Here is a 17,939-nt window from a genome sequence, read left to right as displayed (position 1 = left end):
ATGGCATAGCTATTCCTACTTCCCTCCTACGTAGTCGCATAAACAGTTTTTAATTAGATCACTTTTAGTGTTTTAGATTAGAATATATAAACCTTATAAATTCGGTTTTATTCCAATAATAAGAAAATAGGCGTTCTCTTTAAATTAAATACGTCTTACAACTCATAAGAATTAAAATTTTAAACGATTCTTATGAGTTGTTACATGCAAATTTTAATATTTTAAAGGTTCTGTAATTATTAATCTAATACGTTCATTTGTATAAGATCTTCTAAGCCTTCTTTACTTATTGGTTTATTGGTAATACTATTAATACCTGCTTTTTGACATCGCTCTTTAACCTCACTAATTTCTAATGCTGTTAATGCAATAATTGGTATATCCTTATGCTTCGCTTTAATAGTCTTTGAAGCTTCAAAACCATTCATAACTGGCATATTAAGATCCATAAGTATTAAATCATAAACATTGCTGTTACATAATTTTACAGCTTCTAATCCATTTTTTGCAATTGTGCATGTATAACCAAGAGATTTAATTAGCTTACTTGTAACAAGTTGGTTTATCTTATTGTCTTCTACAACCAATATATTTAAGATCTTTTTACTATAAACAGGCTCTATTTTTAAATCATCCCTTAAAACTTCGCATTCGATTATAAATGAGAACTGCGAACCTTTACCTACATTACTTGTTACAGCTAATGTACTGCCCATAATTTTTATTAAATGCCTAACAATAGGTAGTCCTAGACCAATGCCATAAGATGTATTTTCTTCAGAATTTCCTTGTTTAAAATTATCAAAAATCATAGCTAGATTTTTTTTAGAAATTCCAACTCCTGTATCTGAAACCTTGAACGCTATAAAATCTTTATTTTCTTCTCTTTTAACCAAGTTAACGGCAACTTCAACAACACCATTTTTAGTGTACTTTATAGCATTATCAATAAGTTTTATAAGTATTTCAGACAAATTAGCGCCATCAATATTGTAGACTTCTAAAACATCTTTAGAAATGTTTAATACCAATTGTGTTTCTTGTTGATCTGCTAAGTAATTTAAAGAGCTTACTATGTTTTTTAAAAGCAAATGTAAATTAACCTTAGTGATTTCTAAACGAACGCTATTAGATTCTACCTCATGAATTCTTAGGATATTATTTACAACTGACTTTAAATGGTCTCCTGAAAATTTTAAAGAATTAAGGAGCCCTTCTTGATTGCTTTTTGCTGCTTTATCTTCTATAAGCATATTTGTAATACCAACAATTCCGTATAATGGTGTGCGCAACTCATGACTAATATTTATTAATAATTCTGATTTTAGTGTATTAGCACGTTCAGCTTCATTTTTAGCCTGCAAAAGTGCTTCATTCTTTTTCTCTAGTTTTACAAAAGACAAGCGTTTTTTGTAATTATAAAACACTAAAAAAGATGTACTTAAAAATAACAAGCAACCAATACCTACTATAATTATATAATTGGTTTTTAACTTAGATGCTTTCGCTGCTTCCTTAAATTCATTGACCTTAAAATTTGCTGTAACTTCTTCTATTTGAAGGTTTTTTTCAGCATTAAAGTTTAGGTCTTTATAGTAATACTGTTTTTTAAGGCTCTCAATAGCTAAATCATACTCACCTAATTCCCGATGAATTTCATGTTTAAAATCATAAATATCTATTAGTTCTCTATTAAGCTTGTGCTGTTCTCCTAGTACTCGTGCTTTTTCTATATAGTTTGCTGCAACTTTATAATTCTTTTTTAACTTGTAGTATATGGCAAAATTTAAATTCAACAGCGCAGCATTTAAGGGCTTTTCCTTATCAATTTTTGTTAATTGCTCTTCTGCTTTTATAATGTATGGATAAGCTTTATCTGCATCTTCAAAATTTAAATACATACCAGCTATATTAAAATACGTTAAAAATGCATATTCATTTTTACCTGCTTTTAATGCGTGTACTATTGAAGCCTCAAAATAAGCTGCGGCTTTATCTGCTGTACTAAAATCATTTGAGTATATATTTCCTAGTCCATTAAGGCTAGCTACGTTTACAAAGTAGTTATCTGTGTTTTTAGCTTTATTTAATGCTATGTTATAATACTTTTTAGCATTATCGGTATCATCAATTATCTGGTAAGTGTTCGCTAAACTTACATAGGCCCTTGCCTGTAGTAATTTATCCTTTTTTGTTGTAGCATATTGCACAGCTGAAGTGGCATACTTGAGCGCATCTTTATAGTTCCCTTTTAAATTTTGTTCTTTAGATAATACAATTAATATATTAACACTATCTATTACTTTATTTAAATTGCTTTGAGAGAAAACAGTGAAGCTATAGCAACATACAAGAAAGATTAGAAATAGATTTTTTTTCAATATGTATGTTTTTATATTTCCTTTTAAGATAAAAAGAATATTTTAAAAACGACTTAAAAAAGAATAAATACCGATAAACGTGCACACTACTTCCCTCCTAGTATTATAATAAATGCTGTTTTTAGACCCAGTGGCTTTCCTTAATTTTTAAGATATGGTAAAATATATTTTTCAAAAACTAGTTCAGGTTGTTGTGTTTTTCCATTTCTGTAATTACCAGCTGTTACAACTACAACTGTTTTTAAAGAAGGAAGAACAAAAATATACTGGCCACCATTACCTCTTGCTTCAATAGATTTTATTGGTTTTCCTTTAGTTTCGTAGGTATTATGCCACCATAAATAACCATAGCCATTTTTTTCTGATACATTTTCTAAATTTCTATAATTTTTAAAGGAATTTTTAACCCATTTTTTTGATAGAATTCGTTTAGATCCCCATTTCCCTTTATTCAGGTATAATTCTCCAAATTTGAGCATATCTTTTGGTGTAAGATACATTCCACCACCAAAGTATGGGGTTCCTTTTAAATCTGATTGAATTACGTAATTTGAAATTTTAAGTGGGCGAAATAAATTTTTATCCATAAACAATGCCAATGATTCTGAAACTATAGAGTCCATTGCCACACCAAGAAGATAGGGATTGGCAGAACCATAATTGGCTTTCGTATTTGGACTATTAATCATTTTAGAATCTAATATTGTTTCTGTCCAGTCTTTGGTCATCTGAAAATTATCTTCTACAGCAGGTGATTTTGGATTGGCGTTAATACCATAATCAATAGCATCTATTCCAGAACTCATTGTTAAAAGGCTCTGTATATTTATTTTTGATTTTAAACTGTCTTTATGTGTTTGATATTTATGAGGTAAAAACTCGAAAATTGATTGCTCAACATTTTTAAATAATGCCTTGTCTTTTGCTATTCCGACTATGGCAGACGATATACTTTTTGAAGCTGATTTCATCTGATGAGGAATATTGGAATTGTAACCCTCAAAATAGTTTTCGTATACAAGCTTACCCTTTCTTGAAATTAAAACGGAATGTGTATTAGGAAAACTATCTTTTGCGATACGTTTTTCCATTTCTTTAAGTTCAAGGTTTCCCACGTTTTTCTCCTTTCTATTGGTATCGAACAAGCCTATTTCCCAATCTGTGTTGGTTTTTTTTAAATCGATTTGAGTAACTAAACCATCGCCTATATAAATTCCTAAAATAATTTTTTGAGGACGTAATTTTCCTTTAAACTTTAATCCTGTTTTAAAATCTTCAAAAAACAAACTATCATTTTCTTTTTCAAAATTGGTACACCAAGTTCCTGTAAATGTAGTATCACCAAAAAAAGGATAAGCCTCATAGTCGTTTTCCAATCCATTTTCTAGGCTTAAATAGAATTTATCAGACTTTAAGTTGTCTGCCATGACTACATTCCAAACACCTACAAACGAATTTGAATTTGACAGTGTTAACCTTACATGATAAAGTAATAAACCAGATTTAATAAAGCCGTTAATCTCTTTTCCATTTTCAGAAAGTACACCCTCAAAAGAATAATTTTCTGCAAATGGTATTTTTACTATTGACGTGCTTTTAAAATCAAATGGATAGTCAATAATATTTTTAGTATTCGAAATTTTGAATCTAGCTGTTTCAAGTCCTAGATTTTCTATTTCAACTTTTAAGTTGAATGATTTTGAATTTTCAATTTTGCCTTCCCAACCACTTGTATATTCTGCCATATCTTGAGCATAGGTTAAAAAGGAAAAAAGGACACTAAGTAATGCTATACTGTTTTTAATCATCATTTTTATATTTGACATAGTTTTTAAATTGGTCTTTTCATTTTTTCTAAATGTTATTTGTTTGTAGGACGACAAATAATAGGCTTGAGTTACAAAAAGAATAAAGTATTAAATCTATTGACCATAGATCTTGTATATGCGTAGTTTCTTTTTAATGTTGTACAACCTTGTTATATATAGTTTGTAGCGGGTGTAAGCAACTATAAACCAAATAGAAGATAACCAATAAAAAAAGCTCAAAGAACCTGTTTTAGGGCCTATGAGCTTAATCTATAAATGTCTTAAATTAATGAGGTTAACTTATTTTTTATACTAGTTCTTTGTTTTTACTTATGTATTTTTTGTAAAGCAGTTCTAACTATTGGATTCCAAATATCATAACCTAACTGATTTAAATGCATTCCGTCTTCAATAAAGATTTCGGTTTTTAATGTTCCTTCTGTATTTAACATAGGAGAAGCTAGGTCAATAAATTCAACATTGTTTTCTTCAGTACTAAACTTTAGCAGTTGGTCATTTGTAATCATTTTATTAGTACGTATGTCTCTGCCTATAAAATCATCAATCATTACAGGTTTCATAGAAAGGAGTAGTATTACTGTATTAGGGAAGTCAGCTTTAATAATTCTTGTTAGTTCTTTAAATGCAGCAACAGATTCTTGTGGAGATTTCCCTTGTTCAATATCAATATCACAATAAATAGCAACTATTGAAGGAGCGTGTTTTTTTATTAAAATATCATAGTAATAAATTATTTCGTGCATATCCATTCCTCCAATTCCTCTATTCATAACATAGAATTCAGGAAATGAAATTGAAGTTTTCCAACCAGCAATGCTTGAACTTCCTACAAATAAGATTGGATTTTTTGAAAATGTGTTTCTATCATCAAAATTCTGGAAATTTTTAACAGCATCTTCTATCCTGTGATTCCTTTTAGTATTAGGGACCCGCTCTATTTCCTTAAATTTTTCTTGATTCTTATGAAACAAAGACATTGCTTTTTTATAATTCTCAGGATGTACGTTGTAATCTAATTTTCTATCGTTCCAGTAATTTCTAGATACTTTTAAAAAGGTATTTTTATTTTCAGTATTTACTTCATCATTTTTTAATGAATTTGTAAGATATTCAATAAACTGTTTATCATTAAACGTGCTTTCTTCTTGAGCGGAGGAAGAAATAGTAGCACATAAAAATAGTAGCATTAGTAGTCTATTCATTTTTAGTTTTTTTATTATGGCCACCCTGTTTGTATATGGTTTGTAGCGTATTTTAAGCACCTAATTTAGCAATTAAATACTACATAGTAATTTCTAATAGTCCCTACGCTTTAGGGTTTGTAAATTGGCTAAAACCAAGCAATAAATTATATATGGGTTTGGCAGTAGTTTATTTTTTCAATAGTAATTTCCCATTACTATAGTTGTACGTAGTTCCATTATTTTTAATATAAATGCCCCTTTTGCCTGGTTCTAATACTAATTTTTTTGAATTAAAAGAGAAGATCAATTCATTAGAAAATTCATTTATTTTTAATATGTCAATTAAACATTTTTCTTCAGTTTGTGGTTCAATATCTAATAATCCCATATATTTTATTTTTCCATTTTCTAATATGAATGCTTGTCCCCCGTAGCAATATTCGGATGATAACTGGCAAACAATAATAATTTTATCTGATTTGTTATTTTTAAAAAAATGAGGTTCAAATGAATATGCTTCGAAAAACCCTTGTGATTGATAAATTATTTTATGCTGTTCGTTTACCATTAAAAGTCTAACACCGTAATCATTCTCCGTATTAGGCAAGACCATTTTTGCATCTTTATGTTCATAATAACCACTAACTATCTTTAACGTATCTAATTTATAGACATCGTAAATGCTAAAAGATGCTAATTTAAAATCAAGATTTTTTTCAGGCTTAAATTCATAATAGTTTATTTTCTTTTTTAAGGTTTTATTAGTTAGGAAGCCATTAAAAACATAACCTACTATTGTTTTTGAATTGATATCATTTGCACTTATATGATACCATTCCCCTTTTAGTACAACACCGTTATCAGTTATCTCATCATATCGTTTTGTGCTTTGAAAAAAAGTTATTTTCTCAGCATAATCAAGTTTTCCAACTTTATCATATGTTTTATCTGGTCCACTTCTTACAATTAAACCATTCTTAGCAGAAACGTATAATGCATCTTGACTAAAAAGATAATTTAATTGAAAAAGGAATAGTATAATTAATAGTCTTTTCATAATTGTGACCACCGTGTTTGTAGCTCGCTTGTATGTGGTTTACAGCGTATTTTAAGCCCTAATTTAACAATTAAATACGGAATAGAAGTTTCTAATAATCCCTACACTTTGTTGTGTCTGTACTCTTTGTAACTTAATTCTTTTTCTGCCGTTTTAATTTTACTTTTTTAATACGAAATCCATTCAATAAAATATGGTTTTTATTCAGAACAAAAGTAGAACTATCAAAATTTGATTGAAGATAACCTGAAATATTGCTTATGTAAATTTGCCCTGTACTATCAGACACTTTAAGCGATAATTTAGCACTATTTGGTGACCAATCATTAGGGAAATAAAAATCAATTTTAGCAATTTTTTTATGTATTGGAATTTCTATTTTGGCTTTATTTTGTAATCCAATACTAATTTCTTTGCCGTCTTTATCGTAAAAATGTAAATCTCTCTCACCGTAATAATTAAAATAATCTTCATCTTTATCATCGTAACAAGGTGTATGTAACACCTTGTTCAAAAAATCACAATCATTCATTTTTTTGAAAAAAATTGTCAAAGTATCTTTTTTGAGAAATGGTTTTTCTATTTTAATTTTTGGTTGGATTGTATCGGCAACTTTTAGAATAATATTTTTCCCTTTTTGTTCCCATTTACCCAAAGATACACCTGTGTTTACATAACATTCTTGGTCGTCTATCTCACTATATAAAAACTCCTTATTTTCTTTGAGTGTCAGCGTTATTTCATAGTCACCACCCATAACATTTTTTGTAAGATGTCTAAAAACGGCATCTTGTGCTAGACCATAATAATTTACAATCAAAAAAATTAGTATACAGATTGTTTTTTTCATAATTACTCCTTTTTACGTATTCGGTTTCTAATGACTCCTAACGTTCCGTTTAACAAACATAGAACAATTTATAAGCCCTATCGTTTTGGGTTATGCACGAGCCATATATAAATATTTTGTATTTATCTTTTTGACTGAAAATGCCAAATTTTTAAATTTAGCGAACCTTTTGAAAATTTACAAACTTTTCGGTTAAGCCCAAATTGCTTTATGTTGATACCTTTTTAGCAAACGTTTTACTTAATTGAGAATTTATCTTTTATTTTATTTATTTCGTTTTCAACTGTGTCACCTTGAATAATAACCGAGGTTTCATTTCTATGGTATGGACTGTTCACATCTCTAGTGGCTGAAAGCCAATTAAACGAACCTTCAATTAAAACTTTATTGTCGATACAGATGGTTTTATTATGAATACCATTAATAATTACTAATTTAGCTTTAGTTCCAGAAATAGCTTCTCTACCCAGTTTGCTATGTTTCTTTAATTGACCATCTTTTTTGTCAAGGTTGTTGTCCGTTAGAATTGTTATTTTTATATCTTTAGTAATACACTCATTAATTAAAGATATTATATTATCATCCTTAATAGCGTTGATAGAAAGGAAAGGAGAAAAGATGATTAATTCCTTTTCTACAGAATCAAAACACCTTTTTAATATTTTCCGATGCGTGTCTAAATCATTAATACGATCAACTTTATGTTGGGGAGTAGGCTGGTAAACCAGGTCTGATTTAAATACAAACCGTTCATCTAAAGCGTATGATTCGTTAGAAAATAATTTTTCTGCTAGTCGTCCTGAAGGTGTTTTATCTTTAGGATTAAATACGCCCATATTACCAATTACTATAAAAGAGTGTTTTGCACGAGTAAGGGCCACATTAAGCATATTAAATTTCCCCTCAAAATCAAAAAACAATGCGGTATCTTCTAAGCCATGTACACTAGAGAATAAAATAATAGCTCTTTCTGCTCCTTGAAGAGCATGTACTGTTCCTATAATTATTTTTTCTGATATTTCTTTCCCTAATTGTTTTCTTAAAATCCCTTTAATAATTGTTTTTTGTGCAGCAAAAGGTGTTACTACAGCTAAGACTTCATCAATCGGCTTAGCGTACGCTGCTTCAATTTCAGCTTTTTTACTAATAATCCATTGTACAACGGCATTGGCTTCCTTTACATTCTTCTTACTACTACCATTATGCTTTTCGGCGCTTCCATTTACATGTATATAACCAAGAGGTGGTATTTTATACTTGTCATTACTTTCACCTCCCATTAATTTTAATGAACCACTGTAAATATTATCTTTAGAATACTCAGCTATGGAATTTAAACATCTTCTGTGTTCTAATAAATAAGCTCCTTTTTCCAACTCATTATTTTGATGTTTATATGTGAATGGAGTAGCATTCCTAATTATCCTCATTAGATTTCCGTTTGAAGCATTAAAGCCGAGAGTAGCATTTCTTTCAAACTCATCTTCAGATGTAATTACATCATATTTTTTAGCATTAAAAAAATCTATGTTTTTTGTAACATTCCACACCGGTTCTATCTGATGCACATCACCAACAGTTAGTATCTTTTTTGTTAAGGATAATGACGGTATTGCTACTTCAGGAGACACTTGACCAGATTCATCTACAATCATTAAATCAAATAACTCTGTGTAATATTTCTCTCCCTCTTTGTGATTATAATACATTAGAAATTTTGGTAAAGAATGAAAGGTAGCAATGTATAAAGGTGAAATTTTAGCAATACGTCTAAGCTTTTTAGCATAACTTTTTTCTCCTAACTCTTTGTTTTCTTTTTTATACCTTTCTTCATCTTCTTTTTTGTTTTCTAATTCCTCTATATATTCCCACTCCCTGTAGTGAGTAGAGAGCCAAAAAAGTTCATATCTATAAGAAATATCTAGTTTTACGGCTGTATCTCTTAATATATCAAGATTGTTATACTCTTCTTTGGTAATCTTTATTAATGCTTCCCATTTGTGAGAATACGTGTTATTCCATTTTGATTTAAAGTTTTCATAAACACTGTTTCTTGCCTTTATTTCTTCAACTAAAAGAAGTAGCTCATTTAGATTATATTCTAGGTTTTCTCGTTGTTTAATATTGTTTAGTAAAACTTTTTCTAACCTACTATAAACTTTAAGATAGCTACTCCAGTTATTAAAACCAGTGAACTCATTAATAAACGGATGAGCAATTAATTTAAAAGAGTTGATTTTTATTTCTTGAAATTTTCCCAAAGGCAATAGTCTTATGTGCACAGGAAAATTATTGTTTTTCTCTTCTAACTGGTTTAATACACTTTTTAACTGTTCCTCTTTATTCGAAGCTTTAATTATCTCCTCTTTGAGTTGAGCTATTTTTGAAATTAATCCCTTTGTATTATTATAGTTTTTGTCTGTTAATAATTCAGGTATCTGATGTTTTTTTAGCGCTATACTAATTGTCTTATTAATAGTAGTTTTAAGTGCCTTTATTCTTTTTAGTAAAAAAGCTTTAACATCAGTATCCTTATCTATGGTCTCCGTCCTAAACTGTGTTTTTAATTGTTTTAAAAAAAAATGTTTGTATCCAACTATTTTTGAGTAATCCTCTAATTTCTCTAAAAAGAAATCATTTAAGTACTTTGATGTAGCAGATTGATATTGTCCTGTTTCAGCTTTGGCTTTTGAACAGAGGTAAAGACCAAAAGAGTTTACATCGGGAATCCATCTGCTATTTAAAATACCCCCACCATCTAAGCTCATACTATCCAGAATGTTTGTAATTGCTTGGTTGTTTGTAGAACTACCTATGATAAGAGGAGCCTCTGCACCGTTTAGTACAGATTCGCTTATAATATTAGCTATAAAACTTTGTAAAATGAACGTTTTACCTGTACCAGGAGGGCCATTAACTGCAAATGCTTTTTTATTGTATTTAGAGCTAAATTGTGCAAAAGCTACACGTTGAGATTCAGATAGAGGAAACTCACCACTCATTTGTCCAAAATGATTTGGGTTAAGAAAGATTTCTTCCTCTGTTAATTCATAATTATTAGCCTCTGGTTCTGCTATTAAAACATTATTTAATAAAGGATACTCCGTTTTATTATTTTTATCTGTTAATGCATTATATAGCTGTAATACATTTTGTATAACTGAATCGTCACTACTCTCAGCTATTGAAAATTGATAGATATCTTCTTCGTGATATTCGTTAAATTTTCTATTTGTAACTCTATAAAAGAATTTCTCACAGTCGTTCCAGTATGTATCCCAGTTTTCAATACTGATTTCAGTTTTTGATATTAAGCGGTCTAGCTTTTTTAAACTAGCTATTGTAGGGGAATTACCAGGGTTGGGACTTAAAAATTCTCTAAGGAACTCAGGAGGTTTGGGGTCATTTGGAGGGCTTAGTACTCCTTCTCTGTTCACACGAGCCTTTATCCAGAAAGGAAAGTGTTTTTTTGAAGATCCTTTTCTAAAGCCGTGCTCAACTTCTGATGTAATATAAAAAGGTGCTATTTCAATTTCGTTAAATAAGGTTTCCTCCTCTTCTTTAGCATCTTTCCAAAAACTTTTAATCTCGTCTTCATTAAAACTGGAAATGATACTTGTGTTGCGTTCAATGAAATTACGAGTAAGGAGTTTTTTGTCTCTTTTATTACCATCAATTAATGATGCTCTGTAATAGTTTAACCATTTACCAGTAGTTTTCATTTATTAGATTCTTAAGATAAAATTTCTTTAAAATTAGTATTTATATTACAAGTATTATATTTCATCTTAAAAAAATAGTTTAAAAATCGCTAGGGATATAAATTTTGGTATGCCATCCAATTTAAAATTCCAATCCCCAGAAATAACGCACTCAATATTTTCACAATGAGTATTGTAATAATATTTGACTCAACACTTAATAGTCTGTTATATTATCTTCAATTAAATTTTGCTAAAAATTATTTACTACGTCTCCGAATATGAAAAGTAGCTCTATTGAAAAGCGATACCTTTTGGATTAAAGACAAGCTATTTTTTTGTATTTTGTTTTATCTTTTCTTTTTAAATTGCCAAGTTTTATATTTGGAGGACTCTATAAAAAACACACTAAACTTTTGATTAAACACTTAAACCAGTATTAATTATATAGCCGTTGTTATACAGCGCTTTCTCTGATTTTTTTTAATATATCTGGAATTTCTTGCCAGTCATTAACCCATATAGTTTTTACTCCAAATGAAGCAGAATCATTTTCTTCAAATCTTGCGTGTATGTTTATTAAAAGTTCTATTAAATTATTTTTGTCTTTATTATTTAAAGAATTAATGTCGTCAACAGAACTTTGAGTATCTAATTGTTCAAGTAAATATTCTGGTTTTATTTTTTTCTTAAATATATAATGATGCTCTTTACTATTTCCTTTTTGTTTTAGTGCTATATCTAAAAGTCTTCTAATATTTGGATCAGTTAACGAACTACCAATGAAAATACAAGTGTTTTCTCTGAACTTATTGATTTGAACAATATTATTCCAGCTATAAATGTCTGAATATTGTTCATGATAATTACTTTCTCCAAATGTTATTATGTTAGATTTATCTAATTTTTTATTTTCAGGCAGAAAACCGTGTACGTGATATATTGGTAATTCATCATTTTTAATATCCATTCCAATTCCAAAAATAGACTTATAAGGAATTTCCATATTTGTTTTATCAAGTTTGTGTTCTAAAATATCATCGAAATTATAGGTTATTATGGAGTCTAAATTAGGGCTCTTTCCAGGAGCGACACATATTCGTACTATTTCATTAAGTAATTTTGATTCTTGGTCTTTGTCAACTTCAGAGTATAAAACACTTCTTACCATTTCTTCGAACGAAACTTCATTGTTCTCAAAATAATCTTGTAAATATCGACCTGATATTAGTGGATTAGGAGTGAATATATTATTAAAAAGTGTAGATAATATATTTGAAACTTTATTTTCTTTTTCTATAGTATGTACCATTAAATTCTGTAAAAGAACATTCCAAGATGCTACACCAAATTCTAAAGAAATCCCTGCTCCAAGTACAAGTACTAATTTTTCATTTTTATAAGATTTGCTAATGTTTTTTAAAGCTTGTTGTCTACTTATGTTTGCTTTCAAAGTAGTATTAACTTTTTCCTCTAAATCTTTATCTAAAATTGTTTTTCCAAGAGAAATTAATTTCTCATTTAGTTCATTTGTTCTAAGGAAAAAATTTGGATTAATAGCTTTATTGCTATTAAGTAACCTTTTACCATATTCTTCATATAGCAGGTTATATTCTTCTTCAGATATCTTAGTTGTTGGTCTTGCTTCTATTTCGTGTCCCTTACTTGCAAGAAAATCAATAGCTCTATCTAACGAAATATTAAAATCTCGTAAAACTTTATTTAATCTTTTTTTGTTTTCTTGTAGCATTTTTTAGTGTTTTACAACTTATTTATATGCGGAACTAGAGCTTACTTATTCCACCAATAGGGCAGAATATGCAGAAGTTTTGTTCCCTTTATTATGTCGTTTATTTTTAAGAAAAAACCTCTTTTTCTTAATTGTTGTACAATGTAAAACTATTTTTTTTACTCCAATTACGGAAATGTGTAATTGGCTAAAATTCACTTATAAATGGTATAAAATTAGTTATGAGTGCCCTTTTCTTTTACACTTTTAAATGTTGGTTTGTCTAATGCTCTAGGGTCTCCTTGTAGTGCAATTTTCCGTGTCCAAATGGCAGCTATACTAAAGTGTCCAAATTCTTCTGTTACTTTACCATAACAGGCATACACACCAATACCTGTTATAGGGTATTTGTCTACTACTTTGGTAAAGTGTACCACATCAAAATAAGTACCTTCTTGGTCTATAAACGTGCTAAAACGCATATGTTTGTTATTCTTTGTGGTATTAAAACGTGTGTTCACCAAAATGCCATACAATAAAACGTCTTTGTATGCATTGTTTTTCATCTCTGCTGCTTTTGTGTTGCTAAGTAGTTTTTCAGAAATTAGATCAAAATAACTATACAACGGAAAACCCAAAAGCTCCATTTGGTCATACGCATCTTCTAACCAAGAATGTTCTAGTACTGGCAACTCAAAATTTCTATGTGTTGGCTTAAATAAACTGGGGTTTGTATTCCTTTTTTTAGATGAATTCAGTTTAAAAATTGCTTGCCAGTGCAATTGGTTTTTCTGTAATTTAGTAAAGCTAAAAGCTCCTATTCTTATTAAAATAGACAACTGCTCTATGCTTATGGCAATACGATCTATAAAATCATCCAAAGAACTAAACTCACCATACAACTGCCGTTCTGTAAGCAAACGTTGTATGACTAGTTTCTCTAAATTTTTTAAATATCCAAAACCCAAGTAAATATTTTTACCCTTAATTATATTATGGTTATTGCTATTATTAATACAAGGCGGGTGTATACTTGCTCCCCACATACGAGCCTCGTGTATGTAATGTTCTGCGGAATAAAATCCTCCTCCATTATTTAATACGGCTACCATAAATTCTAATGGGTAGTAACACTTTAAATACATACTCTGGTAACTTTCTACGGCATAAGATGCAGAATGACCTTTTGCAAATGCATAGCCCGCAAAACTTGCTATTTGCTCCCAAACGGTGGTGGTTAATTGGTCTGTGTAACCTTTTGCTTTGCAGTTTGCTTTAAACTTGTTTTCTACCCGTGTAAACTCTTCTCTAGATCTAAACTTACCGCTCATTCCCCTACGCAATACATCTGCTTCTCCTAAGTCTAAATCTGCAAACTGGTTGGCTACTTTTAAAACATCTTCTTGGTATACCATTATACCATAGGTTTCGGGCATTATGTCTGCCAAAATAGGATTGGCTTGTTTGCGTCTGTTTGGATCTCGGTGTCTTCTAATATATTCATTCTTCATACCAGAGCTAGAAACGCCTGGTCTAATTACAGAACTTGCGGCAACCAAACCTAAATAATTGTCTACCTCTAATTTACTCATTAAACCACGCATAGCAGGAGACTCTACATAATAAGCTCCTATTGCTCTACCTTGACTTAATAGTTTGTTGATGTTTTTATCTACTTTAAATTTTTCAACCTGAGTAATATCTATATCACCTACCTCTGGCCTATTTTCTTTAATAATGTCTATGGCATCTTTTATTTTGGCCAAACCTCGTTGCCCTAAAATATCAAACTTAAAAACACCTACATCTTCAGCTATATTCATATCAAACTGTACTGTAGGGAAACCTTTAGGCGGTAAATCTGTTGCAGAATAGTAATGTATTGGCTTTTCTAATATTAAAATACCGGCCGAGTGTACACTTATATAATTAGGAAAGCCTTTAATAAGTGCACTGTATTTTAAAACCAGTTTGCTCATTTCATCTATATCATTTACAGAAAAATGACCTTTACATAATTTGTCTATTTCTTCTTTAGGCAAACCAAATACTTTGCCCAATTCCCTAACAACTGCCCTGTATTTAAAAGTGTTGTAGGTTGCTAATAAAGCGGTGTTTTTAAAGCGTTTAAAAATATGAGCCGTAACATCTGCCCTATCTTTCCAACTAAAATCGATATCAAAATCTGGAGGAGAAGCCCGGTAAGGATTAATAAAACGCTCAAAATAAAGGTCTAACTCTATAGGGTCTACGTCTGTAATACCAATTATGTACGCCACAATACTATTTGCACCACTACCACGACCAACGTGTAAATAGCCTTTGGAATTTGCATAGGATACAATTTCGTGATTAATTAAAAAATAGGATACAAAATCCATTTCTCTAATTGTTCTAAGCTCCACTTCTAAACGCTTTGTAACGGCATTAGTAATAGTAGAATATCGTTTTGGTAACCCAATACTACAAAGCTCATTTAGATACTCAAAATCGGTTTCTTTAGAGGCTCCAAATACGTGCTGATTTTGAGAGGTTCTGCTTTCTCCAAAGCCAAAATTGATAGAACAGGCAGACAGTAGTTTTTTTGTGTTTTCTGCAATAAAAGGAAAATCGTTATACACCGCCAATAACTCCTTCATGGGGAGCATTTTTTCAGACGGACTGCCTTCTTCTGTTTGTTGTAATCTACTTAAAAGCGTATTGTTTGCAATTGCTCTTAACAAACGGTGCGCATTAAAATCTCTCTTGTTTCTAAATGTAACTGGTTGCTGAATTACTAATTTTTCTACATAAGATTTGTATTTAGAAAATGGCAATCGTCTTAAATTCTCTACAGATATGCCTATGTATTCATTGGGTTTAAATTCTGTTTTCTCTAATTGTAAAACCTTTTCAAAAGGATAAATAAAATACGTATTTGCAAGCTCTGGTGCTTCTTTAGGTAAATCTTGTGATGTATGAGAATGCAATGATAAAAAATCATTCAAGGCCTTAAAACCTTCATTATTTTTGGCCAAACCAACATACAATTGTTCTGCTCCGTTTCTAAAATCGATACCCACAACTGGTTTTATACCGTACGCTTTAGATGTACGAATAAAGTTTAAACAGGCAGACGTATTATTTATATCTGTTAAGGCCAAACAAGACACACCAAAGCCTTTGGCCATTTCTAAAAGATCTACTTCTGAAAATGTACCAAAACGTAGGGAGTAGTATGAGTGGCAATTTAAATACATTATTGTTTTCTGTGTGCTAAAACTATTGGAGGTTCACCGCTAAACGGGTTATGAAAACGACCTATGGTTTTTGCGCCCATAGAGGTGGCTCTCATAATACTTTTTTCTCCGTATTTTTCACGAATATGATCCATAGCATCATACAGGTTTAGCATTTCTTCAGTATCATCAAATAAGTTAATTTGATAATTTCCTGTAACGATATCTGTAAACCTAACGCCTACTAATCGTATCAATAAACGTCTATCATACAAGCGCTCAAACAATTCTAAAATTCTAGGAATAAGAATATGGTCTGCACTTGTATAAGGTATTTTTACTTGTTTGGAATACGTTTGAAAATCCGAATAACGCAACCGTACAGAAATACAGGCTGTTAATTTATCTGCTCTACGCAATTGATACGCTAAATTTTCTGCCATTGCAGTTAATGTGGTTTTTAGCTGCACCATATTGGTAGTGTCTTTTGTAAATGTGCGCTCTGTAGAGATAGATTTTCGTTCATGAAAAGGAATAAGCGGTGGATTGTCTATACCATTAGCGCGTTTCCATATTATTTCTCCTTTTACACCCAACGCACTCACCAACATTTCTACTGGCATTTCTTGTACTATTTGCACTGTGGTAATTCCTAAATTGCGCAGTGTTTGGTATGTTTTTGTGCCTACTGATGGTATTTTCTGAATTGATAACGGTGCTAAAAATTGCTTTTCTAAACCATTATCTACCCGCATTTGGTTATTAGGCTTAGCCTCACCAGTTGCAACTTTAGAAACAATTTTATTGGATGATAACCCAAAAGAGATGGGCAAACCCGTTTCTTTTATGATGGTATTGCGTAATTCTGTTGCAAATTTATACGTACCAAAAAACTTGTCCATACCCGTTAAATCTGCATAAAACTCGTCTATACTTGCTTTTTCAAACAAGGGCACACGTTCTTTTATAATCTGAGTAACAGTTTGCGAGTGTTTTGTATAAATACTAGAGTCTCCTCTAATTACTGTTGCTTCTGGGCAAAGTTGTTTTGCTAATTTCATAGCCATACCAGAGTGTACTCCAAACCTTCTAGTTTCATAACTACACGCAGCCACAACACCTCTGTCTCCCGTGCCTCCAACTAAAAGAGGTCGCTTTGCTAACTTTGAGTCAATTAAGCGTTCACAAGACACAAAAAAGGTGTCTAAATCTAAATGTAATATTGATTCTGGCTTCATATTTGGATATATTCCATTTTCGTAAATGGATTTTTTCCAAAATTACATATTAAAGTAGCTCAAAAATCATTTTTAACACTGTTGTTATTAACATTATTAAATTCTCTTGCAAAACAATACTTTGCAAGCTAGTATATACTATTTACTAATTTTTTAAAATTGATAAAGAACTAAATGTTGTTGTTCGTGTATAGCAGAATTATTTTTTTGAATTCAGGAAATTACAGACAGCCCCAATACTTTGGGGTTTTATTGGTAAAAAAAACAACCAAAGAAAATCTAGACTTACGAAATAGCTAGTTAGCTACTATGTAGCTACTTACTATGTATGTTCTAATGAATTTTACAAGGTATTTAAGTACTGTTTAAACTACATTTTAATAACATCTGCTACAATGCCCTGTACTTTAAAATCTGCAGTTAAAATAATAGGTTGGTGTTTAGGGTTTGTAGAATGTGGTTTTAAAACAAGGTTGCTGCCGTTATGTCTAAATTCTTTAACCGTAGCCTCGTCATTTAGTAAAGCAAGCACCAAATCTCCTGTTTCTGCAGTATTCTGGCGTTTAATTAGCAGTAAGTCGCCACTATCTATACCTTTCTTATTCATAGAATCTCCGGTAGCTCTTAACAAAAAATAATCTGTAGGTGTTTTAACAAGTTTTGCAGAAATTTCAATTTGGGCTTCAATATGTTCTTCTGCAAAAATAGGTAATCCGCAAGCTACTGCTCCAACTAATGGTATGCTTACAGTA

General features: G+C 30.5%; 9 protein-coding genes and 1 pseudogene. All 10 read right to left on the bottom strand.

Going from position 1 to position 17,939, the window contains the following annotated elements:
- Positions 1-239 precede the first annotated feature (239 nt).
- Positions 240-2,381, bottom strand: coding sequence for a tetratricopeptide repeat-containing hybrid sensor histidine kinase/response regulator (locus M4I21_RS00740; RefSeq protein WP_249557040.1), 2,142 nt, complete (start codon positions 2,379-2,381; stop codon positions 240-242).
- A 140-nt stretch (positions 2,382-2,521) separates the two neighbouring features.
- Positions 2,522-4,207 carry a serine hydrolase domain-containing protein gene (locus M4I21_RS00735; protein ID WP_249557039.1) on the bottom strand — a complete coding sequence of 562 codons (1,686 nt, stop codon included), beginning with the start codon at positions 4,205-4,207 and terminating at the stop codon, positions 2,522-2,524.
- A 308-nt stretch (positions 4,208-4,515) separates the two neighbouring features.
- On the bottom strand, positions 4,516-5,412 hold the full coding sequence (locus tag M4I21_RS00730) for an SGNH/GDSL hydrolase family protein (protein WP_249557038.1): 897 nt from the start codon (positions 5,410-5,412) through the stop codon (positions 4,516-4,518).
- A gap of 169 nt (positions 5,413-5,581) precedes the next feature.
- Entirely contained in the window at positions 5,582-6,451 is an 870-nt protein-coding gene (locus M4I21_RS00725; RefSeq protein ID WP_249557037.1) for an SH3 domain-containing protein, read from the bottom strand.
- A 133-nt stretch (positions 6,452-6,584) separates the two neighbouring features.
- Positions 6,585-7,301, bottom strand: a complete 717-nt coding sequence (locus M4I21_RS00720; RefSeq protein ID WP_249557036.1) for a hypothetical protein — start codon at positions 7,299-7,301, stop codon at positions 6,585-6,587.
- A gap of 236 nt (positions 7,302-7,537) precedes the next feature.
- Positions 7,538-11,023: an AAA domain-containing protein gene (locus M4I21_RS00715; RefSeq protein WP_249557035.1), complete on the bottom strand. Its 3,486-nt coding sequence runs from the start codon at positions 11,021-11,023 to the stop codon at positions 7,538-7,540.
- Positions 11,024-11,459: 436 nt separating this feature from the next.
- Positions 11,460-12,173, bottom strand: a complete 714-nt coding sequence (locus M4I21_RS00710; RefSeq protein ID WP_283771744.1) for an SIR2 family protein — start codon at positions 12,171-12,173, stop codon at positions 11,460-11,462.
- Positions 12,174-12,967: 794 nt separating this feature from the next.
- Positions 12,968-15,970 (bottom strand): DNA polymerase III subunit alpha, encoded by a 3,003-nt coding sequence (locus M4I21_RS00705; RefSeq protein WP_249557034.1) that lies wholly within the window; start codon positions 15,968-15,970, stop codon positions 12,968-12,970.
- Positions 15,970-17,187 carry a DNA polymerase IV gene (gene dinB / locus M4I21_RS00700; protein WP_249557033.1) on the bottom strand — a complete coding sequence of 406 codons (1,218 nt, stop codon included), beginning with the start codon at positions 17,185-17,187 and terminating at the stop codon, positions 15,970-15,972. The genes M4I21_RS00705 and dinB overlap by 1 nt, the downstream gene beginning before the upstream one ends.
- Before the next feature lie 370 nt (positions 17,188-17,557).
- Positions 17,558-17,929, bottom strand: a pseudogene (gene lexA, locus M4I21_RS00695) (transcriptional repressor LexA); the annotation flags it as partial.
- Positions 17,930-17,939 lie beyond the last annotated feature (10 nt).

Origin of the sequence: Cellulophaga sp. 20_2_10 (assembly GCF_023476645.1) — a bacterium.
In the GTDB taxonomy this organism is placed as follows: Bacteria; Bacteroidota; Bacteroidia; order Flavobacteriales; family Flavobacteriaceae; genus Cellulophaga.
This window is presented reverse-complemented; position numbering and strand designations above follow the sequence as displayed.

Bases quoted from the DNA above. Each gene is read 5' to 3' on its own strand.
- M4I21_RS00705 (WP_249557034.1), bottom strand. From the start codon at position 15,970: ATGTATTTAAATTGCCACTCATACTACTCCCTACGTTTTGGTACATTT.
- M4I21_RS00715 (WP_249557035.1), bottom strand. From the start codon at position 11,023: ATGAAAACTACTGGTAAATGGTTAAACTATTACAGAGCATCATTAATT.
- M4I21_RS00735 (WP_249557039.1), bottom strand. From the start codon at position 4,207: ATGTCAAATATAAAAATGATGATTAAAAACAGTATAGCATTACTTAGT.
- M4I21_RS00725 (WP_249557037.1), bottom strand. From the start codon at position 6,451: ATGAAAAGACTATTAATTATACTATTCCTTTTTCAATTAAATTATCTT.
- M4I21_RS00730 (WP_249557038.1), bottom strand. From the start codon at position 5,412: ATGAATAGACTACTAATGCTACTATTTTTATGTGCTACTATTTCTTCC.
- M4I21_RS00720 (WP_249557036.1), bottom strand. From the start codon at position 7,301: ATGAAAAAAACAATCTGTATACTAATTTTTTTGATTGTAAATTATTAT.
- dinB (WP_249557033.1), bottom strand. From the start codon at position 17,187: ATGAAGCCAGAATCAATATTACATTTAGATTTAGACACCTTTTTTGTG.
- M4I21_RS00710 (WP_283771744.1), bottom strand. From the start codon at position 12,173: ATGGTAAGAAGTGTTTTATACTCTGAAGTTGACAAAGACCAAGAATCA.